This is a genomic window from Streptomyces sp. NBC_00459, assembly GCF_036013955.1.
Lineage (GTDB): Bacteria > Actinomycetota > Actinomycetes > Streptomycetales > Streptomycetaceae > Streptomyces.
Genome location: NZ_CP107903.1, coordinates 8,762,093 through 8,787,461, shown reverse-complemented (window position 1 = coordinate 8,787,461; position 25,369 = coordinate 8,762,093). Strand labels below are relative to the sequence as shown.

General features: G+C 68.0%; 20 protein-coding genes. 15 read left to right on the top strand and 5 right to left on the bottom strand.

Features of this window, described 5'->3' with window-relative positions; genetic code table 11:
* Positions 1 to 144: 144 nt before the first annotated feature.
* The 9 genes from OHN74_RS38545 to OHN74_RS38505 all read left to right on the top strand — a co-directional run bounded on the left by OHN74_RS38545 (position 145) and on the right by OHN74_RS38505 (position 10,664).
* Complete coding sequence (locus OHN74_RS38545; protein WP_327699191.1) at positions 145 to 2,316, top strand: acetate--CoA ligase family protein; 2,172 nt, start codon at positions 145 to 147, stop codon at positions 2,314 to 2,316.
* The gene (locus OHN74_RS38540; RefSeq protein WP_327699190.1) at positions 2,313 to 2,888 is read left to right on the top strand and encodes a hypothetical protein; all 576 of its coding nucleotides are present in this window, start codon (positions 2,313 to 2,315) and stop codon (positions 2,886 to 2,888) included. The genes OHN74_RS38545 and OHN74_RS38540 overlap by 4 nt, the downstream gene beginning before the upstream one ends.
* Positions 2,885 to 4,516, top strand: a complete 1,632-nt coding sequence (locus OHN74_RS38535) for an ABC transporter substrate-binding protein (RefSeq protein WP_327699189.1) — start codon at positions 2,885 to 2,887, stop codon at positions 4,514 to 4,516. The genes OHN74_RS38540 and OHN74_RS38535 overlap by 4 nt, the downstream gene beginning before the upstream one ends.
* Positions 4,517 to 4,556: 40 nt before the next feature.
* Entirely contained in the window at positions 4,557 to 5,534 is a 978-nt protein-coding gene (locus tag OHN74_RS38530) for an ABC transporter permease (protein WP_327699188.1), read from the top strand.
* Positions 5,534 to 6,397 carry an ABC transporter permease gene (locus OHN74_RS38525; protein ID WP_327699187.1) on the top strand — a complete coding sequence of 288 codons (864 nt, stop codon included), beginning with the start codon at positions 5,534 to 5,536 and terminating at the stop codon, positions 6,395 to 6,397. The genes OHN74_RS38530 and OHN74_RS38525 overlap by 1 nt, the downstream gene beginning before the upstream one ends.
* Complete coding sequence (locus tag OHN74_RS38520) at positions 6,394 to 7,416, top strand: ABC transporter ATP-binding protein (protein ID WP_327699186.1); 1,023 nt, start codon at positions 6,394 to 6,396, stop codon at positions 7,414 to 7,416. Before OHN74_RS38525 ends, OHN74_RS38520 begins: the two co-directional genes overlap by 4 nt.
* Positions 7,409 to 8,215, top strand: a complete 807-nt coding sequence (locus OHN74_RS38515) for an ABC transporter ATP-binding protein (protein ID WP_327699185.1) — start codon at positions 7,409 to 7,411, stop codon at positions 8,213 to 8,215. Before OHN74_RS38520 ends, OHN74_RS38515 begins: the two co-directional genes overlap by 8 nt.
* 80 nt (positions 8,216 to 8,295) lie before the next feature.
* The gene (locus OHN74_RS38510; RefSeq protein WP_327699184.1) at positions 8,296 to 8,637 is read left to right on the top strand and encodes a hypothetical protein; all 342 of its coding nucleotides are present in this window, start codon (positions 8,296 to 8,298) and stop codon (positions 8,635 to 8,637) included.
* A 404-nt stretch (positions 8,638 to 9,041) separates the two neighbouring features.
* Complete coding sequence (locus OHN74_RS38505) at positions 9,042 to 10,664, top strand: RICIN domain-containing protein (RefSeq protein ID WP_327699183.1); 1,623 nt, start codon at positions 9,042 to 9,044, stop codon at positions 10,662 to 10,664.
* A 412-nt stretch (positions 10,665 to 11,076) separates the two neighbouring features.
* Here the strand turns inward: OHN74_RS38505 and OHN74_RS38500 are convergent, their stop codons facing one another.
* A complete protein-coding gene (locus OHN74_RS38500; protein ID WP_327699182.1) occupies positions 11,077 to 13,221 on the bottom strand; it encodes a glycoside hydrolase family 9 protein in 2,145 nt (714 codons plus the stop codon).
* 171 nt (positions 13,222 to 13,392) lie between these two features.
* Here OHN74_RS38500 and OHN74_RS38495 point away from each other — a divergent pair, with 171 nt between their 5' ends.
* Complete coding sequence (locus tag OHN74_RS38495; RefSeq protein WP_327699181.1) at positions 13,393 to 13,533, top strand: hypothetical protein; 141 nt, start codon at positions 13,393 to 13,395, stop codon at positions 13,531 to 13,533.
* Positions 13,534 to 13,773: 240 nt separating this feature from the next.
* Here the strand turns inward: OHN74_RS38495 and OHN74_RS38490 are convergent, their stop codons facing one another.
* Positions 13,774 to 16,182 (bottom strand): SpoIIE family protein phosphatase, encoded by a 2,409-nt coding sequence (locus tag OHN74_RS38490; protein ID WP_327699180.1) that lies wholly within the window; start codon positions 16,180 to 16,182, stop codon positions 13,774 to 13,776.
* A 312-nt stretch (positions 16,183 to 16,494) separates the two neighbouring features.
* Positions 16,495 to 17,484 (bottom strand): LysR family transcriptional regulator, encoded by a 990-nt coding sequence (locus OHN74_RS38485; RefSeq protein WP_327699179.1) that lies wholly within the window; start codon positions 17,482 to 17,484, stop codon positions 16,495 to 16,497.
* A gap of 762 nt (positions 17,485 to 18,246) precedes the next feature.
* Here OHN74_RS38485 and OHN74_RS38480 point away from each other — a divergent pair.
* From OHN74_RS38480 to OHN74_RS38465, 4 genes are all read left to right on the top strand, one after another.
* Positions 18,247 to 19,560, top strand: coding sequence for a lysine N(6)-hydroxylase/L-ornithine N(5)-oxygenase family protein (locus tag OHN74_RS38480; protein ID WP_327699178.1), 1,314 nt, complete (start codon positions 18,247 to 18,249; stop codon positions 19,558 to 19,560).
* Positions 19,544 to 20,926, top strand: coding sequence for a diaminobutyrate--2-oxoglutarate transaminase family protein (locus tag OHN74_RS38475; RefSeq protein ID WP_327699177.1), 1,383 nt, complete (start codon positions 19,544 to 19,546; stop codon positions 20,924 to 20,926). The genes OHN74_RS38480 and OHN74_RS38475 overlap by 17 nt, the downstream gene beginning before the upstream one ends.
* Before the next feature lie 66 nt (positions 20,927 to 20,992).
* Positions 20,993 to 21,406, top strand: a complete 414-nt coding sequence (locus OHN74_RS38470; protein WP_327699176.1) for a rhodanese-like domain-containing protein — start codon at positions 20,993 to 20,995, stop codon at positions 21,404 to 21,406.
* 131 nt (positions 21,407 to 21,537) lie between these two features.
* Positions 21,538 to 22,569, top strand: a complete 1,032-nt coding sequence (locus OHN74_RS38465) for a DMT family transporter (protein ID WP_327699175.1) — start codon at positions 21,538 to 21,540, stop codon at positions 22,567 to 22,569.
* Between the two features lie 109 nt (positions 22,570 to 22,678).
* On the opposite strand, the gene OHN74_RS38460 is transcribed toward OHN74_RS38465, so the two are convergent.
* Both OHN74_RS38460 and OHN74_RS38455 read right to left on the bottom strand, forming a co-directional pair.
* Positions 22,679 to 24,037: a DUF1593 domain-containing protein gene (locus OHN74_RS38460; RefSeq protein WP_327699174.1), complete on the bottom strand. Its 1,359-nt coding sequence runs from the start codon at positions 24,035 to 24,037 to the stop codon at positions 22,679 to 22,681.
* Positions 24,038 to 24,320: 283 nt separating this feature from the next.
* The gene (locus OHN74_RS38455) at positions 24,321 to 25,007 is read right to left on the bottom strand and encodes a pectate lyase family protein (RefSeq protein WP_327699173.1); all 687 of its coding nucleotides are present in this window, start codon (positions 25,005 to 25,007) and stop codon (positions 24,321 to 24,323) included.
* 1 nt (position 25,008) lies between these two features.
* Here OHN74_RS38455 and OHN74_RS38450 point away from each other — a divergent pair, with 1 nt between their 5' ends.
* Positions 25,009 to 25,191: a hypothetical protein gene (locus tag OHN74_RS38450; protein ID WP_327699172.1), complete on the top strand. Its 183-nt coding sequence runs from the start codon at positions 25,009 to 25,011 to the stop codon at positions 25,189 to 25,191.
* Positions 25,192 to 25,369: the final 178 nt, after the last annotated feature.

Sequence of the window (25,369 nt, the reverse complement as noted above, 5' to 3'; positions counted from 1 at the left end):
GGGAAGGTCGCCCTGCTGGAGGGCTGCCGGGTTTCCGTTGTGTAAAGGGTGTTCTTTTATCGGCCGCAACCTCTTGTTAATGCATAGCGACCTTTATACATTGCCCGTCATACAACGAATGACGCAGTGACAGGAGCTCTTCGTATGAGCGCACGGCCCACGAGCTCGACCGGCATCGGCTCGCTATTGCGGCCTCGGACCGTCGCCGTCGTCGGCGCCTCCGCCCGTCGTCCCGCCAGCGGCAACCAGGCGATCGCGAACCTGCGTCGCCATGGCTTCCCCGAGGACCGGCTGTACATCGTCCATCCCTCGGCCTCCACGATCGACGGGTTGCCCGTCGTCCCCGACATAGCGGCCCTGCCGCCGGGGACGGACACCGCTCTTGTGTCACTGCCGGGGGCCGCGGTGCTGGAGACCCTCAAGGCCCTGGAAACCGCGGGGTGCCGCTCCGCCCTGGTGCCCAGCGCCGGACTCGACGCACTGCAGAGCAGTGAGATCGCCGCCTTCGCCGCCGTCTCCTCGATGGCGGTGCACGGAAACAACTGCATGGGGGTCATCAATGTCACCGACGGCATCCCGCTGTGGTTCTACGACGGTGTGCTCACCGATCAGCGCCGGGGCAGCGTCTCCCTCGTCTCGCAGTCGGGCTCGGCGACCTTCCTGGCACGGGCGACCGAGGACGTCGGCTTCGCGAAGATCATTTCCACGGGCAACGAGGTCGGACTGACCACGGCCGACTTCCTGGCCTGGCTCGCGTACGACTCCGCGACCGAGGTGGTCGGTGTGGTGCTGGAGTCGATCAAGGATGTGGCCGCATTCTCCGAGGGCGTACGAGCCCTGCGTGAGGCCGGCAAGCCGGTCGTCGCCCTCAAGGTGGGCCGGACAGCTCTGGGCTCCCGGGCGAGCATGGCTCACACAGGGGCCCTGATCGGGCAGGACGCCGCGTATTCCGCGCTGTTCGAGCGGCTGGACGTGCCGTTGGTCGACGACTACGACGAAATGGCCGTGACCCTTCAGTTCCTGGCCACTCCCGCAAGGCCCGCCACCAGGGGCAACCGCGTCGCCGTCATCACGGACTCCGGAGGCGAGGCGGGCCTGGCCGCCGATCTCGCCGCACGTTATCCCGTCCGGTTGGAGCCCTTCACCCCGGCCACCGTGGCCCGGCTCTCCGAACTGATGCCGGACGCATCGATCAACAACCCCTTCGACGCCGGGGGCAGCCCGACCGCGGACGACGACGCCTACAACCTTTCCTACGAACTCGCTGCCCGGGACGAGAACGTCGACGCGGTCATGGTCGTCATGGAAGCCCACGCCACCATGACGGATCCCGAACTCGACTACGCCGCCGACCTGTGCGAGGGCGTGAAGGCCGCCAGCCGCGCCGGCAAGCCGGTCGTCATCGCCGCCAGTTCCTCGGTCAACACGCACCAGAGATTCAGGGAGTTCACAGGGCCGGGCGTGGCCGTGCTGCGCGGCATCGGTAACGCCTTCACCGCCCTGGCCGCCTCCGCCGCCAACACCCGGCCCGTCCCCCGCCGTCCCCGCCGGCCCGACGGCCTGCCGGGGCCCGACGCGCTGGCCGAGCTGCGTTCCGAGGTCGCCTCCCACACCGCCTCCGCTGCCGGACCGCTGCCGGACGCGCTGTGCCGGCGGCTGCTCACCGCGTACGGGCTGCCAATGGCGGCAGCTGCCCTGGTCACCGGTGCCGAGCAGGCCCTGCAGTGGGCCGAGGGACGCTACCCGGTCGTCGCCAAGGTGTCCTCACCCGACATCCCGCACCGCTCCGACATCGGGGGCGTCGTCATCGACATCGCCGGCCCGGGGCAACTGAGTGCCGCACTGGAGCGCATCACCGCCTCCGTCACCGCTGCCCGCCCCGACGCGGTCCTCGGAGGCTTCGAGATCCAGGAGCAGGTCGGCGGGGCTCACGAGGCGATGCTCGGTTTCGTCGGCGACCCCGTCTTCGGTGCGGTCGTCACCGTGGGCTCCGGTGGCGTGCTGGTGGAGCTGGAGGCCGACACCGCCTCCGGTCTCGCACCACTCACCCCGGCCGAGGCCCACGACCGCATCGCCCGAACCCGGATGGCACGGCTCCTGAACGGCTACCGCAACCTGCATCCGACCACGGACACGTACGCGCTCGCCGACGCGCTGCACCGACTGTCCTGGTTCGCCGACGACTTCACCGGCCTGATCGCCGAGGCCGACCTCAACCCGGCCCTCGTCGAGTACGGCACCGGCCGCGTTCGCATCGTCGATGCCCTGCTCGTCGGCGAACCCGTCCTCGACACCGACCGAAAGGCCCGTCCGTGACGACCGTACAGACACCCGCCGAGGCCGACACCTCCGTCCGGCTCTGCGTCCCCCTCGACAACGTCGCCGCCCTCATCGACCGGGAGTTCCAGGGCCCGTGGTTCACCGTCGGCAGGGAGAAACTTCCGGTCTTCGACGACGCCACCTACGCCGACCAGAACGCCCACGCCTTCGACGACGACAACTACGCGGAGAACCTCGTCGAGGGCTTCCACCTGCTGGCTCTGCTCGACCATCTGACCAACGACCTCGTCGCCGCCGAGGGCGACCGCTGGTACGCGGTCAACTACGGCCTGGACCGCGTTCGTTTCGTCACTCCGGTCCAGGCCGGTGTCCCCATCCGGGTGCACGGCTCCGTCGCCGAGGTCAGGCCCAAGGGGAAAGGTCACCTCCTCCTGCTGCGCATCGCCGTGGAAGTCAGGGGAGCTGAGCGCCCGGGATTCACCGCCGATCAGTGGGTCCTGTGGCTGCCCACCGACGACGTGGAAGCGCGAGAGACACAGAGAGTCCGAGCACGCCAAGAAACACAAGAGGTTCAGACTCAGAGAAGCACCTCCGGAGGTACGACGTGAAGCGCCATCCCCGCACCACCGTGCTCGTGGCAGGCTGTTGTGCCTTGCTGACCCTGTCCGCCTGCGGCGGCTCCGGCGGCAAGAACACGGCAGACACCGGGAAGACCAAGGTCCAGGCCCAGCTCGCCGCGGCCACCGGCGACATCGACAAGCTCACCTGGGCGCTCCCCAAGGGGGAGCCCACCACCATCGACCCGGTCAACGCCGTCGACTACAGCTCCGCCCTCGTCGCCTCCAACCTCTGCGACACCCTGCTGCGCTACAACCCCGACTTCACCACCTCGCCCGGCCTGGCCACCGCGGTCCAGAAGGACGACAGGACCGTGGTCCTCACCGTCCGCGACGGCGCGACCTTCTGGGACGGCACACCTGTGACGGCCGAGGACGTCGCCTTCAGCCTCAACCGCGGCATGGCCCCGACGGCGGTCGTCGGCTTCGTCTTCGCCAACGTCTCCTCGATCACCGCCGCCGGCTCCTCCATGGTCACCGTGAAGTTCAAGGAGCCGGACGAGCTGTTCCTCAAGGAACTGTCCACGGTCGCCGGCCTCGTCGTCCAGGAGTCCTACACCAAAAAGGCGGGCAAGTCCTTCGGGACCGCGTCCGGCGGGATCATGTGCAGCGGTCCGCTGAAGCTCGACTCCTGGAAGCCGGGCTCCGAGATCCGGCTCACCCGCAACGACGACTACTGGGACAAGGAATACCGCTCCCACGCGGCCGAGGTCATCCTGTCCTTCGTCACCGATTCCGCAGCTCTCGTCCAGGGCCTGAAGTCCGGTGAGATCGACGGCGCCTACGAGGTCCCTGCCTCTGTCATTCCCAGCCTCCAGAACGGTTCCGCCGGCTCCGTGTACTTCGGGCAGTCGCCCCAGTCGCTCGAGTTCGCCGTCGCGACCGCGGACGGGCCCCTCAAGAACACCGATCTACGCCGGGCACTGATGATCGCCATCGACCGTGAGGCTCTGGCCGAGGCCGTGTACCACGGCGCAGCCGAGCCCAACTACACCCTGCTCGCATCCTCGACCTGGGACCCCGACGGCAGGGAACTCTGGAAGAAGGCGTCCGACCGCTACACCACCGAGAACGCCTACGACCTCGACAAGGCCAAGGAACTCGTGAAGTCCAGCGGGTACACAGGACAGAAGCTCACCCTGTCCGTCCAGGCCGGTGACGACACGTTCTCCCGCATCGCCCAGCTCATCCAGCAGCAGGCCGAACAGATCGGCGTCAAGATCGCCATCAACCAGGCCCAGCCCCTGGAGTACTCGACGATGCTCTACGACTCCGAGGCACGCAAGGGCACCGACCTGCTGCTCAGCGCCAACTTCAACGGCGCTCCCGACCCGCTGGAGTACCTCGGCTTCGTCTTCACACCCGGCGGGCCCTACAACTGGGCCGGCTACGAGGACCAGAAGGTCTTCGACGCGGTTGCCGAGGCCCGGCAGACCTTCGACACCGCCGAGCGCGTCAAGCTGCTGACCGACTCCCAGAGCGCTTGGGAGAAGGCCGCCACCGGTACGTCACTGGTCAACACCTACGAGGTGAGCTACCTCGGCAAGGACCTGACCGGCGCCACGACCTCGTTCCCCTACCTGTTCACGCCGTCGCTCGCCCTGATCGGCAGGAAGTGACCGATTCGGCCACCCCGGCCGTCGGCACGGAGGTACCACCATGAGCACATCCCCGCCCAGGTCTGCGAGGGCGGCCAGGGCCCGGCGCCGACTGTGGCGCTGGGTCCTGGGCCCGGCCGCAACCGTCCTCGTCGCGTCCTTCGCCGTCTTCACCACGCTGTCCCTGGCGCCCGGCGACCCGGTCGGCCGGGTCCTGGGCGCCCGAGCCACCGACGCCCAGCGCACGGCGTTGCGCCATGAACTCGGCCTGGACGAACCCCTGCCGCTCCGCTACGTCCACTGGCTGACCGACTGCCTCCACGGAGACTTCGGCCTCTCGATCGCGCACCGGTCCCCGGTCTCCGAACTCATCGGTGCGCGGCTCGGCACCACACTCTTCCTTGTCGGCTACGCGAGCCTGCTGGTCGTGATCATCGGCCTTGCCCTGGGCATTCTCGGCGCGGTGTTCCGTCCGCTCGGCCCTGTCACCGCGGGGCTGAGCGGCCTCGGCATCGCGATCCCCAGCTACGTCGCGGCCTCCGCGCTGGTCACCGTCTTCGCGCTGCGCCTGGAGTGGTTCCCCACGATCGGCGCGGGCAGCGGATTCGGCGACAGAGCGTGGCATCTGACGCTCCCGGCCGTGTCACTCGCGGTGGGCTGGAGCGCCTACGTCGCCCAGATCACCCGGACCGCACTGCGCGAGGAGCAGTCACGGGAACATGTGGAAACCGCACTGGGGCGGGGCGTGCCGCCTGCCGTCGTCTTCCGCCGACACGTGTTGCGCAACGCAGCCCTCCCCATCATCACCGTCACCGGCACGCTGATCGCCGGACTGGTCGCCGGCTCGGTGATCGTCGAGACCGCGTTCGGGATCGACGGCATCGGGTCCTTCCTGGTCAGCAGCGTCGCAACCAAGGACTACAACGTCGTGCTCGCCATCAGCCTCCTGCTCGTCGTGCTGTTCGTCCTGATCACCACGGCGATCGACAGTCTGCACCGGGTCCTCGATCCCAGGATCCGCGACCGGAGGACCAGCTGATGACCGTCACCGCACCGCCGCTCACCGCTCCGCCCGCCGCGGCACGCTCCGCACGCCGCCGTTTCGACCCCGTCCTCACCATCGCCCTGACGCTCTGCGTCCTTCTGGCGCTGCTCGCCGTGCTCGGGCCGCTCCTCGCTCCCCACGATCCCCGGCAGACCGACGTCCTGGCCGCCGACCAGGGCCCCTCCGCCGACCATCTGCTCGGCACCGATGCCCTGGGCCGGGACCTGCTGAGCCGGGCCATGTCCGGAGCCGCCCTGAGTCTGCTCGGCCCGGCCCTCGTCGTCCTGGTCGCGACCGTCGGCGGAACCGCGCTCGCTCTGGCCATGGCCTGGTACGGAGGACGGGTGGACACCGTGGTCAGCAGAATGCTCGACATCCTGCTCGCCTTTCCCAGCCTGCTGTTCGCCGTGCTCGCGGTCGGTGTGTTCGGCACCGGCTGGGCCGCGCCCGTCGCCGCGCTGAGTCTGGCGTATGTCCCGTTCCTCGCCAGAGTCGTGCGCTCGGCAGCGGTCCGCCAGCGACACCTGCCGTATGTGGAGGCGTGTCTGATAGCCGGGTTCTCCACCTGGCGGATCAATGTGCGGCATCTGCTGCCGTCGCTTCTTCCGATCATCCGGGCCCAGGCGACCGTCGCCTTCGGCTCGGCCCTGGTCGATCTCGCCGCCATCTCCTTCATCGGCCTCGGCGTCCAGGCTCCCGCCTCCGAGTGGGGCCTGATGATCTCCGAGGGTCGGGCCTCACTGCTGAACGGGTCCCCGCAGCAGACCCTCATCGCCGGCAGCCTGATCGTCCTGACCGTGGTGGCCGTCAATGTGCTCGGCGAACGACTCGCCCAGCGAGCGGAGGCGCGGACATGACCACTTCGAACACGACAACCGACGAGGCACTGCTCGAAGTGGCGCACCTGAGCGTCGATGTGCTCACGGACCACGAGGTGTGTCCGATCGTCACCGACGTCGGCTTCCGAGTCCGTGCGGGAGAGGCACTCGGTATCGTCGGCGAGTCCGGGTCGGGCAAGTCCATGACCGTGCGCGCCGTGCAGCGGCTCCTCGCGCGGGGCGTCCGTGCGAGGGGCACCGTCACCTTCGACGGCCGGGACGTGTACGGCATGTCGCCGCGCGCACTGCGGGACTGGCGGGCTTCCGAGATCGCCATGATCCACCAGGACCCCCGTGCCCACATCAACCCCGTCCGCACCGTAGGAGACTTCCTCACCGAAGGGCTGCGCCTGCGCAAGGGAACCAGCCGCCGCGTAGCCGCGGCCCGGGCGGTCAGCCGGCTGGCCGAGGTGGGCATCCCCGACGGGGAGCGACGCCTCGCCCAGTACCCGCACCAGCTCTCCGGCGGGCTGCTGCAACGCGTCATGATCGCCGCCGCACTCCTGGCGGAACCACGGCTGATCATCGCCGACGAACCCACGACCGCACTCGACGTCACCACCCAGGAGGAGGTCATGGCCATCCTCGACGAACAACGCCGCGAACGCGGCCTGGCCATGATCCTCATCACCCACGACCTCGACCTCGCCGCCGCGGTGTGCGACCGGCTCGCGGTCATGTACGCCGGAGCCATCGCCGAGACCGGCATCGCGGCCGCACTCCGCGAGCACCCGCTGCACCCCTACACCGCGGCCCTGCTCGCCTCCCGCCCCAGCACCTCGGCACGGGTCCGCCTCGCCGCCGTTCCCGGACGCCCCAGCACCGCGTACGAGATCGAACACGGCTGCGTATTCGCGCCCCGCTGCCCGCACGCGCAACCCCTCTGCCAGGAACAGGCCCCGGCCCCACGGCCGCTCGACGGTCATCAGGTCGCCTGCCACCGCGCGGAGGAACTCCGTGGCCACCTGAATCGCAAGGAGATGGCCGACCATGACTGACCTGCTCACCGTCACCGGCCTGAGCAAGAGCTTCACCGTCAAGGGCGCGAACGGAACCGAGGAACTCCTCACCGCCGTCGACGACGTCTCCTTCGCCGTCTCTCCTGGAGGGTCCCTGGCCGTCGTCGGCCAGTCGGGCTCCGGCAAGACCACCTGCGCCCGCATCATCGCCGGTCTGGAACAAGCCACCGACGGCACCATCGAGATCTGTGGAGCCAGCCGGTCCACAGGCCGCGTGGGCCGCGCCGAACGCCTGCGCCGCGCCCGCGAAGTGCAGATGGTCTTCCAGGACCCCAACTCTTCCCTCGACCCGCGTCAGACCGCTTCCGCCGCGATCGCGGAAGTCCTCGGCCAACACGGCGACGGCGCCACCAAGGTCGGCGAGCTGCTGGAACAGGTCGGCCTCGACGACCGCGTCGGGCGATCTTTCCCCCGGGCCCTGTCCGGCGGCCAGCGGCAGCGCGTCGCCATCGCCCGCGCGTTGGCCGCCCGACCCCGGCTGCTCATTCTCGACGAGGCCGTCGCAGCCCTCGACGTCAGCGTGCAGGCCCAGGTACTCAACCTGCTGGGTGATCTGCGCGAGGCCACAGGGGTGGCCTATCTGTTCGTCTCTCACGACCTGGGCGTCGTACGGCAGATCAGCGACGACTGCGTCGTCATGCACAACGGCCGGATCGTCGAGTCCGGTCCCACCGCTCAGGTGCTGGATGCTCCCCGGCACGAATACACCCGCCGCCTGCTGTCGGCAGTCCCTCGCCCTGGCTGGATTCCGGTACGGCACCGCGACAGGGCAAGGTGAGGGCATGACGAACCGCGTTCCGCGCAGCGTTCGCAGCGCAACCTCGTCGTGTTCGCCACCGGCTACCGCACGAACATCGCGTGCATGTAACCGCCGGCTACTGCCACTGGAAGGGCGGCCGGCCTCAGCTGTACCTCGACACGTTCAGCCGCGAGCAGCGAGGTCTGGTCGGGCTCGACCACCAGATCCACCAGCCGGCACATGCCGCGCTGTTCGAGCGCCTTACTCACGAGGATCGGCGCGATCTGTCGAGCGGGGTCAAGTTCGTCGGCTCCGGCCGTCACACGGCCTACGTCGAGGTGAGCGACTACAGGGAGTACCTCTGCAAGCTCTCCGGGCGGCTGGGCCGGGACTCGTTGTCTCCCAGGGATGTTCGACGTCGTACGCACCACGTCGGACTCGAGGGCGGCCCTCCACTCTGATGGCTGCTGACGGCCTTCAGCAGCGTGCTGCCAGACCACGCCGTCCGGTACGGCGCGGCCCCGCAACGGTGCCTGCGGCGGTGATGCCGAATTGCCGCGCGGGATTTACCAGAGATGGCTGTGCCCGGGGAGTGGATTGCCCTGTTCCTGGTAACGGCCGGCGACGGCAGAGCGCTCGCCGTGATCTGGCTCTCCTGCCGGGTCCTGGGCCCAAACGTCCTGATCGCCCTCAGGACCGAGTAGCCGAGGATCCTCGACCATGCTTCCCGGTCGTGGTGAACCGAGTCAGCGCGCGGGACGTACGGACTGTTGGACCGATAGGCCGACGGTACGGATCAGGGAGGGGAACCGGTTTCATGGATGGTGCTCCCGCGGCGGAGCCCTTGTTGGTCGGAGGAGAGCACATGCCATCGGGAGAGGACTTCACCTCGGTGAATGGCGAGGACTTTGCCCCCGAGCCCGGAGAAAAATTCGTCTCCGAGCAGAACAAGCCGGGCGAACGGGAGGCGGGAGATGCCGCGCCCTCGGTCGGTGAACTGCTGGCGCTGCACGGCAGAGCCGTCCTGGACTACGCGGCGCTGTGCACCGCGACGAGTCCGGGCGCCGCGAAGCGGCTCGCCGGGCAGGCGTTCCGGCACACCCACGGCAGCGCGGCAACGCACGGCGGCGTCGGCTTTCCGTGGCGCCCTCGGCTGCTCACGGCGGTCCTCGACGCCGCCCGTGAATGGAGTGCCGACGACAGACGATCCCTCCTCCATCCGGATCTGCCCGACGGCGCAACCCGTGCCGCGGTCCAGCCGACGTCCGCTACGACCAGCAAGGCCGACGAAAAGAATCTGCTCCTGCGCGCCTATCTGAACCTGCCGGATCGCGCCCAGGCACTGCTGTGGCACACCGAGGTCGAGACGGAGGACATCGAGACGGTGGCGGCGGTTCTCGGCACCGAGGCCTCTCTGCTCAACCCGGAGCGCGCCCGCACTCTGCTGCGCGACGAGTGCGTGCAGGCCCACCTCGACCTTGTGCCCGACGAGCGCTGCCGCCGTTACAACCGCCTCATCGATGTCCACACCCGGCCCCGGGCCGGTGAGACGCCGACGGAGGTGCTCCAACACCTCGGTGTCTGTGCCTACTGCGGGGCTGCGGCGGACCAGCTCGACCAGTGCTCGGACCGGCTGCCTGTACTCCTGGCCGAGGCCGTCCTGGGATTCCGTGCGGCGGACTACCTCGCGACCCGGCCCGGCCGTCAGGCCTTCGCCTTGGCTCGTGCGGAGTCGCTGACCGTCCCGGAGCACGCGAGCGTCGTGGCCGAGCCGGCAGTCGCAGGCGGTCGAGCACTACGGCCGCGCCGCCGGTGGCCGGTGCCCGTCGCCCTGGGTGCGGTGCTGCTCGGAGTGATCGCGGCAACCCCGATGGTCCTGAGCGGAACCGGTGACGACGGAGGGCGGGCAGGTGGCCCGGCATCCGGGCCGACGCGGAACCCGTCCGCCCCCGCTGCCGGATCGTCCGCCGCTCCCAGCCTGTCGCCGGGTACCGCCCCGGCGCCCGGCGCGGGCGATGGTCTGGTCACGCAGCTGCGGAACGTCAGAACCGGGCTGTGCCTCGACGTGGACGCTCCCACGGCGGTGGTGGGCGCGCCGGCGGTCACGGCGAAGTGCGGGGGATCGCCGACCCAGGTGTGGCGGCTGGCGGACAGAGAGCCGCTGCGGAGCCAGGCGAATCCAGGGCTCTGCCTGAACGCCGAGCCGGAGGGCAGCCTCGCACTGCGCCCGTGCGACACCTCGGCGGGCCCGGACGGCGAGAACTCCAGTGATACGCGGTACGACCTGGCGACCGACGGTCTCCTCACGCTCATCGATGAGCCCGGAGTCGCAGTGACGCCGGATCGCCGGACCGAGGGGTCGATCATTCTCCTGGAGCCCGTCCCGCAGGACAGGGCTCGCAGGTTGCAGCGCTGGAGCACCAACGAGGTGACCTCCTCCGTCATCTCGCCGTCGCAGTCAGTCCCGGAGGCTTCGGCCGCCGGATGAGGACGTCGTAGCCCGCGGGGCTGATCGGTGTCCGCCCGTGTGAACGGCTGTACCGGGCGGGCAACGGCGATACGCAGATTGCCCCAGGGAGACCCGCTGTCGGAATCACTCGCGGACTTGGATTGCCGATCGCCCGTGGGCCGTTCAACCCGCGTCCCAGACCTAACGCACTCGGGAGTCAAGGACGGTACGGGATCACGACTTCCCTTTCGCCTGTCGCCTCCCCACAGCAGGTGCCCACACCTCGCGGCGCTCCTGGTTGTTCCACGGAACCGCGACGCCGGGCAACTCGAACCGCTGTGCGGAGATTTCCTTCGCTGGTCCACCAGCGACGTTCGCAGTACGGGACGTCGGCATCGGGCCGTGTCCTGGGCAGCGCGCCCTCCTCGCTGCCCGAGACACCCTCAGCGGGTCAGTCGCAGGCGCTCCCGTTGAGGGCGAAAGCCGTCGGGGAGGGATTGCTCCCGCTGAGCGACCCCTGGACTCCGAAACTCGCCGTCGAGCCGGGCGCGATCGAACGGTTCCAGTCGGTGTTGAGGGCGGAGACGTCGGCGCCGCTCTGGGTGACGGTGGCGTTCCAGGCGCTGGTGACGCGCTGGCCGCCCGGGTAGCTCCAGGTGAGCTGCCACCCGTTGACGGCTGCCGGGCCGGTGTTCTTGACGCTTACGGTCGCGGTGAATCCGCCGCTCCAGACGTTGTCCACCTGGTACGTCACCGTGCAGGCGGCGGTGGGCTGCTCACCGGTGGAGGTCCGCTCGGCGGCGTAGGCGGCCAGCCAGGCCAGCGGAGCGTTCCAGTTGACCGCCACCTCGTTGGTGGAGTACGAGCCGATGTCGTCGATGTAGCACGCGGCGGGCGCGCACCCGGCCAGTCTCTCCTGGGCCACCGGGTCCTGCAGGGCGCTGTTGGGTCCGCCCGCGAGTGAACCCGCCGGGGGGTTGGGCAGCGAGGCGTCAGCCTGGTGTGCCCAGAATCGGTGGTGCTGGTTGTGCGAGGACCGCTCGCCGTAGCCGGTGACGTAGGACTGGCCGATGGCGTTGCGGCCGAGCAGGTAGTCCATCGCCTCCAGCGCTCCGGTGCGGTAGCGCCGCTCACCGGTCAGCTCCCCGGCGACGGCCATGACTATCGCGTTGTCGGCGGCCTCGCTGCTGGAGCCCCAGAAGTACCCGTCTGCGGGGATGGGCACCGCATAACCCTGTCCGGCCATTCTGGACAGGTGACCGTCGGCGGCCGAGATCACCGAGGAGCGGACACGCGCGAGATCGGAGGCGGGCAGCCCGTTGGGCACAGTGGCCAGGGTGAGCCGGCCGAGCGCGGCAGTATCGGCCCAGCCGAAGCCGTAGGCGGTGAAGGCGGTCGCTGACGTGTGCCACGACGAGGAGGTGACCGCGTTGAGGTAGGCGTTCTCGCCGGTCGTCGCGTAGAGCTCGGCTGCCGCCCAGTAGAACTCGTCGCTCACCTGGGTGTCGCCGTAGGCCCCGCCGCCCGTGCTGTCCGAGTCCGGTGCGTAGAGGGCCGGGTTGGCCTGCCCCGCGGTCCAGGCCCGGCGTGCGGAGACCAGACAGCGGTCGGCGAACGCGGCGTCGTACGGCCTGAAGACACGGGCGCACTGGGCGGCGGTCGCCGCGAGGTTGAGGGTCGCCGCCGTCGACGGGCGGTGCAACTCGCGTGGCTGGGAGTCCTGCTCCGGGCGGGTCGGGATGCCGGTCCAGGCCGCGTCGTGGATCTTGTGGAAAGCCGTCCCGGCGTATGGCCTGCCTTCGGGCACCTGCATGCGCATCAGGAAGTCGAGCTCCCAGCGTGCCTCGTCCAGGACATCAGGAACACCGTTGCCTCGCTCAGGGACGCGCAAGGTCGAGTCGCCCAGCGCCGCGTCCGTGCCCGCACGTTTGGCCCGCTCGAAGGAGTTGACGACCAGCCACGCGGAGATGCCTCCGTTGACCACGTACTTGCCCTGGTCGCCCGCGTCGTACCAACCGCCCCTGACGTCCCGCGTGTAGTCGCACACACCGGACTGGCAGGGGACGGAGGTGTCGCCCTTGTTCGGGGCGACGCCGAGGTGTCCGGCGGGGCGGGCATAGGCGGGGCCCACCAGAGAGGAATCGATGGCCGTGCCGCTGCGCTGGTGGTAGAAGAAGGCCATCGCGTCGGAGCGCAGCCCGTCATAGAGGTTCGCCCGGATGTCGAACGGGTCGCTGGTGCTGCCGTCCACCGCCAGGACGTACCCCGAGCCCGTTGCCTGGTACGACGAGAAGTCCGCCACCTGGACGGACTGGCCGGAGGACGTGTCCGCGCCTCGCGGGACCGTTGAGCCGGAGGCGACCACCGTGCCGGAGACGTTGCGCAGCTGCCAGGTGAGGGACTGCGTCGACGTGGTGACGACCGTGGCGCGCTTGGGGCCGTCCGGCACGTAGCCGACCTGGTTGACGCGCACGGCGCTCGTTCCCGCCGCCTCGGCGGCGGGCGCGGCAAGCACGCCGCCGAGAAGGAGGGAACTCGTCAGCAGAACGGCTGCGAGGGGCCTGCTGTGGTGACGTAACAAGTCTGACGTGGGCATGAGCGGCTCCGGATGTTGTGGTCCCAGGGGTGTGGGAGCGCTCCCATTCTGAGAGTGTCATGGGCATGCATAGCCGTCAATGAGTGTGACCGCAGTTGCCGTCCGGGTGCCCTCACGCCCCTGAGCCGGAACCGGTTCGCTGGACGTTGGCAAGGGGCGTGCACGCGGTCCGTGACAGGCAAAGTCCTCGACGCCGTCCCCGCGATCGGCACCAGGTTCGATCCGCCCGCAGCGCTCGGCCTGAGCGGCGGTTCGAACACCGCGACGGGCGACGACGGCCGAACCCTGTACTTCGCCTTCGCGCGTGAGTGACGACTCCACCATGGTGTTCTTGTCTGCCGACGCACGGACGATCCGTACCCACTGCATCGATCGTCTGGCGCGCGCCCATGACAACTCCTGCGCCGGGTTCCTATCCGACGCCGGGGCCGAACCGGCACTCGCCAGGGCGGACTCCGGGGCGACTCCCACGTCGGCCGTCCGAGTGAGCCGTACGCCCCATGCGTACGCACACAGGCGGGCTCGACAGAAGTTCGCCCTGGGCGACCAAGCTCATTGCACCAACGTCGACTCGGCCCAGATCGTCTTGCCGTCCGCAGTGTGTCGGGTACCCCACCGCTGGGTGAGTTGCGCGACGAGCAGCAGGCCTCGTCCGCCCTCGTCGAAGGTCCGTGCCCGCCGCAGATGCGGCGCCGTGTGGTTGGCGTCGGACACCTCGCAGATCAGCGCCGTTGCGTTGCGGAGGAGACGGAGTCGGATGGGCGGGGCGCCGTAGCGGATCGCGTTGGTGACCAGTTCGCTCACGACCAGCTCCATGACGAACGCCATGTCACCGAGGCCCCATGCGTCGAGTTGCGCCAGTACGTCCCTGCGGACGCCGCTGACTTGTGCCGGGTCGGCAGGCACGTCCCAGACCGCGACCTGCGAGGCGGGCAGTGCGTGTGTACGGGCGAGGAGCAGGGCCACGTCGTCCTCCGGCGCCTCCGGCGACGGCAGCAGGTTGCTGAGAACGTCGTCGCACACCTTGTCGAGGGCACCTGCGGATTCCGTCAGGATCCGGCACAGCGTTCGGTGCGCGGCGACGGGGTCTCGGCTGCGGCCGTCCACCAGGCCGTCGGTGTACAGCGCGAGCACGGTGCCTTCGGGCAGTTCCAGCTCCGTCGACTCGAAAGGCAGTCCTCCAAGGCCCAGCGGCGGCCCGGACGGCATGTCGATCTGTTGTGCCGTACCGCCGGGCAGGACCATGATCGGCGGCGGATGGCCGGCGCGGGCGAGCGTGCAGCGGCGGGACACCGGGTCGTACACGGCGTACAGACAGGTGGCCCCGACATCACCGGTGGTCCCGTCGTTGTCGGTCTCCGTGGACAGCCGTACGACCAGGTCGTCGAGGTGCGTCAGCAGTTCGTCGGGGCTCAGGTCGACGTCGGCGAGGGTGTGCACGGCAGTGCGGAGCCGGCCCATCGTCGCCGATGCCTGGAGCCCATGACCGACCACGTCCCCGACGACCATGGCCACCCTCCCTCCGGACAGCGGAATCACGTCGAACCAGTCGCCGCCGATCCCCGCACGGGCTGCGGGCAGATAGCGTGAGGCCGCCTCCAGCGCGGACGTCCGCGGCAGTGTTCTCGGCAGCATGCTGCGCTGCAGGGCCAGCGCGGTGGCGCGTTCGCGGGTGAACCGGCGGGCGTTGTCGATACACACCGCGGCCCGCGCCGTCACCTCTTCGGCGAGGAGCACGTCCTCCGATGTGAACGGGTCGGGACGCCGGTAGCGGGTGAAGACGGCTACTCCGAGCGTGACTCCCCGGGCCCGGATCGGCACCGACATGATGGAGTGGAAACCGAACTCCTTCACGCGCGAGCTGCGGGCAGCGTCCCAGGCGAGCCAGTCGCCGAGAGTGCGGGCCGGGTCCGCCGCCACGATCGTCCGGCCGGCCACCAGGGAAGCCGCCTGAGGTGACGACGCGGGGTAGACGTCTGTGTGGTCCGGCTCGACCAGGGCCTCGGGACACCCGGCGGTGATGGACTGATGGGCTGCCCGGCGGAGAGTGAGCGGGGGCGACGGCGTGCCCGGGCGCGGCTCGCCACCTTGTTCTGGAGGGTCCATCAGATCGACGCTGACGAAATCGGCGAGGACCGGAACACAGACATCGGTCAGTTCCTGCGCCGTTCGCGCGATGTCGAGGGTGGTGCCGATACTCACGCTCGCCTCGTTGACCAGCTGGAGGCGCTGACGTGCCAGGTACTGCTTGGTGATGTCGTGGGCCATCAGACAGACACCGCGGATCCGGCCCGCGGTGTCTGTCAGCGGGGCCATCCGCGCCAGCCAGGCATGCTCGCGGACCTCCCCGCCGGTGCGGAGGTAGGTCTCGACGTCGTGTCCCTCACCGGTGGCGAGCACGCGGTACATGTGCCGTTCGAGATCGAGACTCCTGGGCCCGCCCCCGATCTCGGTGATGCGAAGGCCGCGGATGCGTTCCTCCGGGAGACCGATCACGCGGGCCATGGCGTCGTTGACGCGGTGCAGCCGCAGCCTCTCGTCGTAGACCGCCGTGGCGCAGGGAGCCTGCTGCAGCTCGGCCGCTGTCAGTGGGTCCTCCACTTGCGGCGGGGGCGTCGACTGGAGCGGGGACACCACGAACCACTCGCTGCGGCCGCCGAGCTCAGGCTGCCTCCGATGCGCGAGCGCCCAGATCGAGAGCGTCCGCCCGTCACGATGACGCAGCTGAAGTGTGCCGCTCCAACGATTCTCCGCCGGTCCGGGGGGCGAGACGTGGCAGTCGACGGTCAGCAGTTCGGTGGCGGACCGACCCCGGACCTCGGCCGGCCGGTATCCCAGCAGGCGCTGGGCGCCATCGTTCCACTGAACGAAGGCACCCCTGCCGTCGATGACGACTCGCGCGCTGCCGCTTTCGTCGAACGCATAGGGAAGTTCGTCCAACGTCTTGTCGCGGGTCGTCATCCTTGGTCCCGTTCTGCGGCGCCCTGTGCGGAAGCGGAGTGCCCCGGCGTGTCTCGGGTCAATACGGACGCGTCACGTGTGTGGCCAAGAGTAGTGGCGAGACCGCAGGGAGTGCATGGGGAACCGCACAGGTCGCCCAGGGCTGTTCCGATCCGTCGTCACCACCCGCGCATCGTCCGCAGCGGGGCCCAAGCGGACGGAGACCGTGAACGGGCGGCGGTCCTGGCGGACGTCTGCACCAGGCGGGCTGCAGTCGCAGCCCGTGTATCAACTCATTGCGATCGTGGCGGTGAGCAGCCCCCAAAGCATCTGTCACCTCCCGCCATCCGGAGTCGGGCCGGCCTGCGCACACGGCGGTGTCTCCGACGGCGCTGCCGAATCTTCCACGACCGTTCGGGCCGCGTCGTGGACCAGCGAACGCAACCAATGATGGGCCGGATCCTGCTCGTACATGGGGTGCCACCACAGCGCTTCCACGAGTGGGACGACGTTCAGCGGGCAGGGCAGAAAACGCACTCCGGCCGTTGGCGAGGTCCTGGCGGCCAAACGGGCCGGGAACAAGGCGACACGATCCGTCGAAGCGACGAAATGTGGCATCTCCCGGTAGCAACCCACCCGCACTTGCTCCCGGACAACGACGCCGAGTGACGCCAGCAATCGGGGGAGCATGTCGGTGGCCTTGGGGCATTCCCGCACGGTCACCCACGGCATCCGGGAAAGTTGAGCTGTGGTCAATGTGTCGCCGACCTCGTTGTTCTTCGCGGCGACCATACACACCCACGTGTCCTTGTAGAGGTTGATGTGGGGCAGGCCGGTGACGGGGCCATGCGGAAGAACCACACCATGGAGCGTACGCAAGAAGGCGGTCGCGCTTTTCACTTCCCGCGTGGGCACCTGTCTCAAGCGTAGGCGCGCTCTCGGCGCTCGCCCCGCGAGTTCCATCGAAATGGCCTGCCCGAGTACCGCTGAGGCGTAGTCAGACAGCACGATATCGAACTCACGTTCTGACGTGAGGGGGTCGAAAGCCGACGAGAGGGAAAACACATCCGCTACGGACCTGAGAGCGACGCTCGTACGTTTGGAGAGCTCCATCGCCAGAGGGGAGAGGTGATATTGGTTGCCGAGCCGGATCAGCAGGTCGTCGTTGAAGTGCCGCCGCAACCGCCCCAGTGCACCGCTGACCGCCGGCTGGCTGAGTCCGAGCCGTTCCGCGGCCCGCGTGACGTTCACCTCCCTCAGCAGCACGTCCAGTACTTGGAGCAAGTTGAGGTCGAGATTCCTGAGCGTGGACTTTTCAGGCATGGCCGCGACTCCTGGGGACATGGAACGCACACAACACGTACACAACCGATAGCAGTCGACGAGTGAGCCCGTCGGCGAGAGTGCGTCCTGACGGGATTTATTCGACCCAATCCAACGGGTGCATCCAGTCACTCACTGCGACCGCTTGCGGTGTCTACACATCCCTGCTTTCAAGCTCAATATACACACCTGGAGTAATTCTTCGAGAGCGCAAGTGGGCGCAGCGGATCGCTGCCAGTAGTTACCCATTCGTTTACCTTTATGTAATGTCGGAATCACTTGGTAGGTTTTGACGAGTGCGCGAACCCCACCTTGGGATCTAATTAAACGATCTGCCCGTTTTGGGTGGCCTGAGGTGAAGTTCGCCAATATCATCTAATTCACTTCGGTACATTTGCGTCGACTTGAGTTGTATGCGCCACGCCCGGGAGATGGAACTCCACGCCTCGTCGACTCGAGGCTCTCCCTGTCTCCTCGTTACCGCACAGTAGCCTGGTCGTCCATCCAAGGTATAGCGGACGCAAAAGTACGTACCTGTCGAGGCTATCGGCCGAACTGATGAGCGCATCGGCGGAAGCCACTTCTCAGCTGGTTGCCCCCATGCTTCACTCGGTCCGCAGGTGAATGACGGGCAACCGCTGGATTCGCTCCCTGGCCCACGTCGTCGGGCCGATTCATCTGCTTTCCATTCAGCGGAATGCCTTGAGTCGCAGAAGGACGCTAGTTCCCTCTGCTCCCATTCGGACTACTCAGGAGGCGCTCGTGAGTGAAACCTATGACGTACTGGGCGTGGGATTTGGGCCGGCAAACCTGGCCCTGGCCATCGCGCTCGAGGAGACGGCACCAGATCTGACAATGCGGTTCCTCGACGCCCGTGCGAATCCGCTGTGGCAGGCCGGGATGCTGCTGGACCGGTCGGACATCCAGAATCACCCTTCCCGCGACCTCGTCACCCTGCGCAATCCCCGCAGCAGGTACAGCTTCCTCAACTACCTCCATGAGTCGGCAAGGTTGGTGGAGCATCTCAACGTCCCTGCGGCCTTCCCGCTGCGCAAGGAGTACGCGAAGTACATCTCGTGGGTGACGCAGCAGTTCGGCCATGTCGCCGGCCTCGGTGAGCAGGTCACGTCCGTCAGTCTCGTAGGAACCGGCCCGGACCGCCGCTACCGGGTGGCCAGCCAATTGGGAGAGGAATACCACGGACGAACCCTGATCCTGGGGACGGGCCGTACCCCGTACATTCCCGAGCCCTTTGCCGGCGAGCTCTCCCCGCGAATCTTCCACGCATCGGACTACCTGTTCGCCCTCGACCGACTGACAGGCCAGGGTGAACCGCGCAGAGTCGCCGTAATCGGCGGGAGCCAGAGCGCGGTCGAGATCTCGCTCGACCTGGCCGGCCGGTTCAGCGAGACCGAAGTTGTCACCTACCTGCGGTCGCCCAGCTTCCGGCTCAAGGACACGAGCCCCTTCAGTGAAGAGGTCTTCTTCCCTGACTTCACCCAGTACTTCTACAACTCCTCGGCCGAGGCCCGGAAGTACCTCAACGAGTACCTGTACCTGACCAACTACTCCTCGACGGACGCCGACGTCTTGCACGAGCTGTACCGCCTGATCTACGAACAGCGGCTGGACGGACGACAGCGGGTCCATGTCCTGGGGAACCGGGCCGTCGATGCCGTGGCCTCCGACGAGGACTCGGTCACGCTCACGGTCCGCGAAGTTCACCAGGGGCAGAGCGTTGCAGAGACCTTCGACTTCGTCGTCGTCGCCACCGGGTTCAAGAATCTGGGCAGGGGCCCAGCCCGGGAGCCGTATCCCTCCTTGCTTCACGACCTTGCCGACCGCTTCGTCTACGACGATCAGGGTTCGGTGTTCGTACAGGAGGACTACTCCCTCGCGTTCACCGACCCCGACGAGCCGCCGCTGTACCTCAACGGGCTGTGCGAGTCTTCGCACGGCATGGGCGACGCGGGTTCCTTCAGCCTGCTGTCCGTGAGGGCCACCACGCTCGCCGAGAGTCTCCGGAAGCGGTCCGCGGAGTGGCGGACGGAGACTGCTCATGCGCCCGCTCACTGAGGTGGTCAGAGCCACGCCGGTCCCCGGGCCGAAGGGGCGGGCGTTGCTCGAACGGCAGGAGGCGCGGGAGTCCAACGCCCGTTCCTACCCTCGGCGTCTGCCCATAGCCGTTCGTCGGGCACAAGGGCCGTTCATAGAGGATATGGACGGCAATGTGTTCATCGACTTTCTGTCCGGAGCGGGTGTGCTACCCCTGGGGCACAATCATCCGGAACTGGTTGATATCGCCCGCTCCCAGATGGCGGAGTTCGTCCACGGGCTTGACTTTCCCACCCCGGCGAAGGACCGCTTCACTGAGCGGCAGCTCGCCCATCTGCCGGGCGCGATGGGTGATCGCATGAAGATCCACTTCTGCGGGCCAACGGGTGCGAACGCGGTCGAGGCGGCCATCAAGCTGTGCAAGACCGCCACAGGTCGGTCGGAGATCATCACATTTCGCGGTGGATTCCATGGCTGCACGACGGGCGCGATGTCGGTGACCGGCTTGCTCAGCCAGAAGAATCCCGTGGGCAACCTCATGCCGGGTGTGCACTTCCTGCCCTACTCCAACTGCAGTAACTGCCCGATGGGGCTCATGCGGTGCACGTGTGAGGTGAACTGTGCGACCTTCCTCGAAACCGCGCTCGAAGACCCCAACGGGGGCATCACCCGGCCCGCCGCGGTTCTCATGGAGATCGTTCAGGCGGAGGGCGGGGTCATACCGGCGGATCTCGAGTTCGTCCGGCGCGTACGTGAGTTGACCCGCCGCCTCGACATCCCTCTGATCGTCGACGAGATCCAGACCGGCTGTGGCCGCACAGGTACATGGCTTGCCTTCGAGCAGTACGGCATCGAACCGGACGTCGTGCTGCTGTCAAAGGCGTTGAGCGGGATCGGGCTACCAGTCAGTATCGTCATCTTCGACGAACGACTCGACACCTGGGCTCCCGGCGCGCACACCGGCACCTTCCGTGGCAACCAACTGGCCTTCGCCACCGGGAGCGCACTGTTCGACGTCTTCGAACGGGATGACATCCTCGGCAACGTCGAACGGCGGGGAGCCGAACTCGCAGCCGGGCTGGGGAAGTTGGGCATGCGCTCGACCTCTGTGTCCGACGTTCGCGGGCTCGGGCTGATGTGGGGGATCCAGTTCGGTCACCCGGGCCCCGGGCCCGCCGGAGGCGAACTGGCGCGAGCGGTGCAGGCCGCCGCCCTGCAGCGCGGCCTGATCGTCGAGGTGGGAGGCCGTGACGACGCTGTCATCCGGCTGCTGCCCCCACTGAACATCACCGCCGACCTCCTCCATGCGGCACTGGGCATCCTCGACGCCGCTGTCGCGGAGGCCGAGCGGGAGTGCAGCCCCACAGTGCCGATGACCGTGGCCTGAACGCAAGCACCGACACCAACACGAACCGGGATGCAGAAAGCGAACCGGACGACGAAGGAGAAGACCATGTCAGTCGCGCAATCCAAGATCCTTGCGGCACAGCCCCTGCCCGCGGGTGAGGCGCACCCGTACTTTGCCGCCAGGCTGCGTCACGAGACCGACTCGTCGGATGTCTGGCATGACATCCAGAACGATGTCAAGGGTTTTGCAGTCATCGATCCGCGCGGACCCGAGGCGTACGCGGAAGCGCACATCCCCGGAGCTGTGAACATGCCGCACGCCTCCATCGACAAGGAGGCCGCAGCCCAGCTCGACCCCGACGTCACCTACGTCGTCTACGGCTGGAACCCAGGCTGCAACGCCGGCACCAAGGCTGCCGCCAAGCTCACCGAGCACGGGATCAGTGCCAAGGAGCTGATCGGAGGCATCCAGTACTGGCGCAGCGAAAGCCTTCCCGTGGAGTCCTCGGAGAGTTCCTGACCACCCTGTCCACGGGTGGCGGTCTCTCGGGGCCAACGAAGGTCGCCACCCGTGGGCCGACCGGCGCACGGTACCCAGCGGCACGGTCCGAACGCCGGCATCGGCGCGGACATGAGTCGAGTGAGAAGGACATGACTGAAGACACGAACGTCTCCGTCGGCGAGACGGCCGACCCCGCGGCAAACGTGGGGAAACCGAACGGCGGACCGTCTCGCGGTGGACGGGCTGGAGCGGTTTCGGAGCGGCAGGGAGTGGACGACCCGGAGGACCGACATGCCGCCGAACCGCGGCAGGACGGAGGCAGGAACGCGGGCCTCTTCCTTGGCGCCACCGCGGTACTGTCCTTCAGCGTGACCCTGCCTGCCACACGCGTTGCGGTGGGCGACATGAATCCGTGGTTTGTCGCCTTCGCCCGCATGCTGGGAGCCGGAATTCTCGCGCTCGCCTACCTCATGGCGACCAGGGCTCCGCTGCCACGCCCCTCCCAGGTCCGTAGACTGCTCGTGGTCGCGACGGGAGTCGTGGTGGGCTTCCCCGTGTTCTCGTCTCTCGCCCTCACCACACAGACCGCCTCGCACGGCGCCGTCGTCACTGCCCTGCTACCGACGGCCACCGCCATATTCGCGGTGCTGCGAGGCGGCGAACGTCCGGGGATCCGTTTCTGGTGCGCGAGCTCGGCCGGTCTGGCCAGTGTCCTCGTGTTCGTGGTGATGAGTGGTTCAGTCGACGCGGGGCTGCAACTGGCCGACGTGTTCCTGCTCCTGGCCGTCATATTCGGAGGGCTGGGTTACGCGGAGGGCGGCGTCGTGGCCCGCGAACTCGGCGGGGCACGCACGATCTGCTGGGCACTGGTGCTGTCGCTACCCCTCGGCATCCCCCTCACCGTGGCTGTCGCCGCCGTCACCCACCCTGGCGCCGCTTCCCCCGAAGCGTGGTTGGGGCTCGGCTACGTCGTCCTTTTCTCCATGTTCCTCGGGTTCTTCGCCTGGTACGCGGGGCTCGCCCGAGGTGGCGTGGCACGGGTGGGTCAGCTGCAACTCGCCCAACCCGTTCTCACACTCGGATGGAGCGTTGTGCTCCTCGGAGAGGCCGTGGACCTCCTCACACTCCTCGTCGGGGTGCTGGTCCTGATCTTCACCATATTGACGCAGCGCACCCGCTGACCAGGGTCACAGGCCCTTCGCCTCTCCCGAGAACACAGGCAGGATCTCCGGCGCCACCATTGCCGGAGTCTGACCGGCGGTCCAAGAGCGGGGCCATCGACGTTCTGTCTTACGACCGTTGGCTCTGGCGTTGCATGTCGGTCCGTCCCTCAGCGGGTGCAGGTGATGCGCATCGGAGCATGCGTGCCGCGAAGTCGCGCAGACAGTCGACACGCCACCGGTTCACGGTCTTCGCGCCGGCGTGGACGCCTTCAGCCACAGCCGGGTCGGGGTCGTCGGTCCACCAGTGGGGGTGCACGGACGACGGCGTGCGTGTGCGCTCCACGGGCGGTGGCGTGGCGGTGAACCTGCCGCTCTGTCCGTTGAGGCCCGCGAAGTCGCTTTGGATCACATAGGGCCAGACCTTCGCGTCACGAGGCGAGAAGCGGAAGCGCACATGGTGTCCCTGCCGTACGCCCGGTGCCGGTATGCGGTTGTCCACCAACAGCGTCGCGGTGTTGCGGTCCGTGAACCCCTTGGGCAGGGGCAGGACCAGTTCGACGACTCCGAATGCCTCGGCGATGTCCGCTTCTGTGGTGAGCCGGTTGAAGACGGTCTTCCGTCCGTCCCAGACACGTGCAAAGTTTCCGCCCCACCCTGGGCGTGTCGGGTCGGCGGCGTTTCCGCTGAGCAGCCGTCCCACCGAAGGGCTGTCGCCCATCTTGAGGGTGCCACCGAGCAAGGTGGCGAAGAAGTCACCGAGGGTGCCGCGGCCAGTGACGTGTGTGGACACGAAACTGTCGTTCGCCCACTCACCGGTCTGGTCTCCGCCGGTGAACCATCCCCGGTACGTCGAGTTGGCCTCGATCATCCAGAGCGCGGGGTGAGCGCGCTCGATGTAGTCGTACGCGTCCACACTCCACATCTTGTTCGGGCCTCCGATGAAGTACACGCGCAGCTTCGGCAGGATGTCGGGGGCATCGTGCAGGGCCTGGGCGAGATCGTCCATGCCGCCCCAGACCAGTACGTTCAGAGGCCGCGGGTCCTTGCTGCGGGCGTGTTCGACCAGCCACCTCGAACCTTCGGTCGGCTTTCCGTAACCGGGGTGATGAAGCGTGTCGGGCGCGCCCTGTTTCGTGATCGCCCGCAGTGCGCTCGGGCTGGGGTAACGCCGGCTGTACGTCCTGAGGTTCGGGAAGTCGTGTTCGTACAGGTCGATGACATCGAGGATGTCCTGCTTGCGCCCGGGGCCGAACGGTGAGGACACGAGTCCTTCGAGGTCGAAGCGGTCGGCGTAGACCAGCAGGTGGACCATGGACTGGAAGTCGTCGGGGTCCGTGCCGCCGATGTCGGTGGACACCAGCACGCGTGGACGGTTGTCATGGGCTGATCCGGCAGCCGCTGCCGTGCCGGGGTTCTGCCAGGCGAGGCAGCCGAGAGCGAGCAGCAGCGCGAGCAGCGGACTCGCGGTTCGTCCGAGCGTGCCCACTCGCCCGGTCAAATCCGCCGGGCGTCGGCGTTGACCGGTGTTTCGCTGTGTGGGTGAGCCGACCGCGGGGTGCGGCGGTGACGGCAGCGGGGAGGAGGACATGTCTGAGGATGCCTTTCCCTGGGGGTGGAGCCCGGATGCCGAGGGGCTTCCCTATGAGGCGGCCCGATGGGCCGGATTCCCGGGACGGCCGGGGGTCGAGGCCCAGGCATGGTTGAGGTTGCCGGTAAGCGCCGGGCGGGGCCCGTGGTGACGGCTTCCCCACCCGGCGCGAGCGGACCGGTCAGACGGAGATCTTCCCCGCACCCGCGCCGCCGGTCACGATGGACTTGACGTTGGCAGGGGTGTCGAGGCTGTACGAGTAGGGCACACCGCCGACGCTGCCGCAGGTCTGACCGGCGCCGGAACCGGTGGAGTAGTTGTTGCGGGCGGCCAGCGAACCGGCTGGGGAACCACCCTCGCCGCAGTGGTAGGGGTCACCCGTGTTCTCGAAGTAGTTGCCCTCGACGAGTACTCCGGCCTCCACTGTCGAGGCCACGCCGTAGCTGCTGACGCTGCGGTAGTAGTTGTTGTAGACGTGGACGACCTTGCCGAACCGCACCCGGGGGTGACGCTGGGTGGTGCCGTCGAAGTAGTTGTGGTGGTAGGTCACCCGCAAGTGGCCCCGGTCCTCGGCTCCGTTGTCGTCCGAATGCCCCAGCAGCATGACCTTGTTGTGGGAGAACACCCGGTTCCACGACACCGTCACGTAGTCGGAGGCCCGCTTGATGTCGACGACTCCGTCGTAGCCGTTCGAGAACGTGTTGTGGTCGATCCACACCCGAGTCGAGTACTGCACGTTGATCGCGTCGTCGTTCCAGTCCCGGAACGTCAGGTTGCGGATGATCACGTTCGATGCCCGCGACACGTTCAGCCCGCAGCCGACTATCGTCGCGCCCGAGTTGCCCAGGATCGACTTGTTGGAGGTCACGTTGAGCATCCCGGAGCAGCTGATCGTCCCCGAGACACGGATCACCGACGCGCTGCCCGATGAGATCGCGCTGCTCAGCGCCGACGCGCTGCTGACCGTCACCGTCGAGGCGCTGCCGCCACCGGTCGTTCCTCCCCCCTGCGTCGCCCAGCCCACCAGGTCCGTGGGCGCGGCCTGTGCCTGACCCGTTCCCAATGACGCCGCTATCACCGCACCCACGGCAACGGCTACACCGGCCAACCGCCGTCCGAGCCTTTGTGACGACAAACCATTCATGAGTCCCACTGACTTCCTCCCTCTTGTCTCTTTCCTGTTTCTGCGGAGCGGACTCCCGTCCCGATGACGGGAAGATTTCTGGAGAC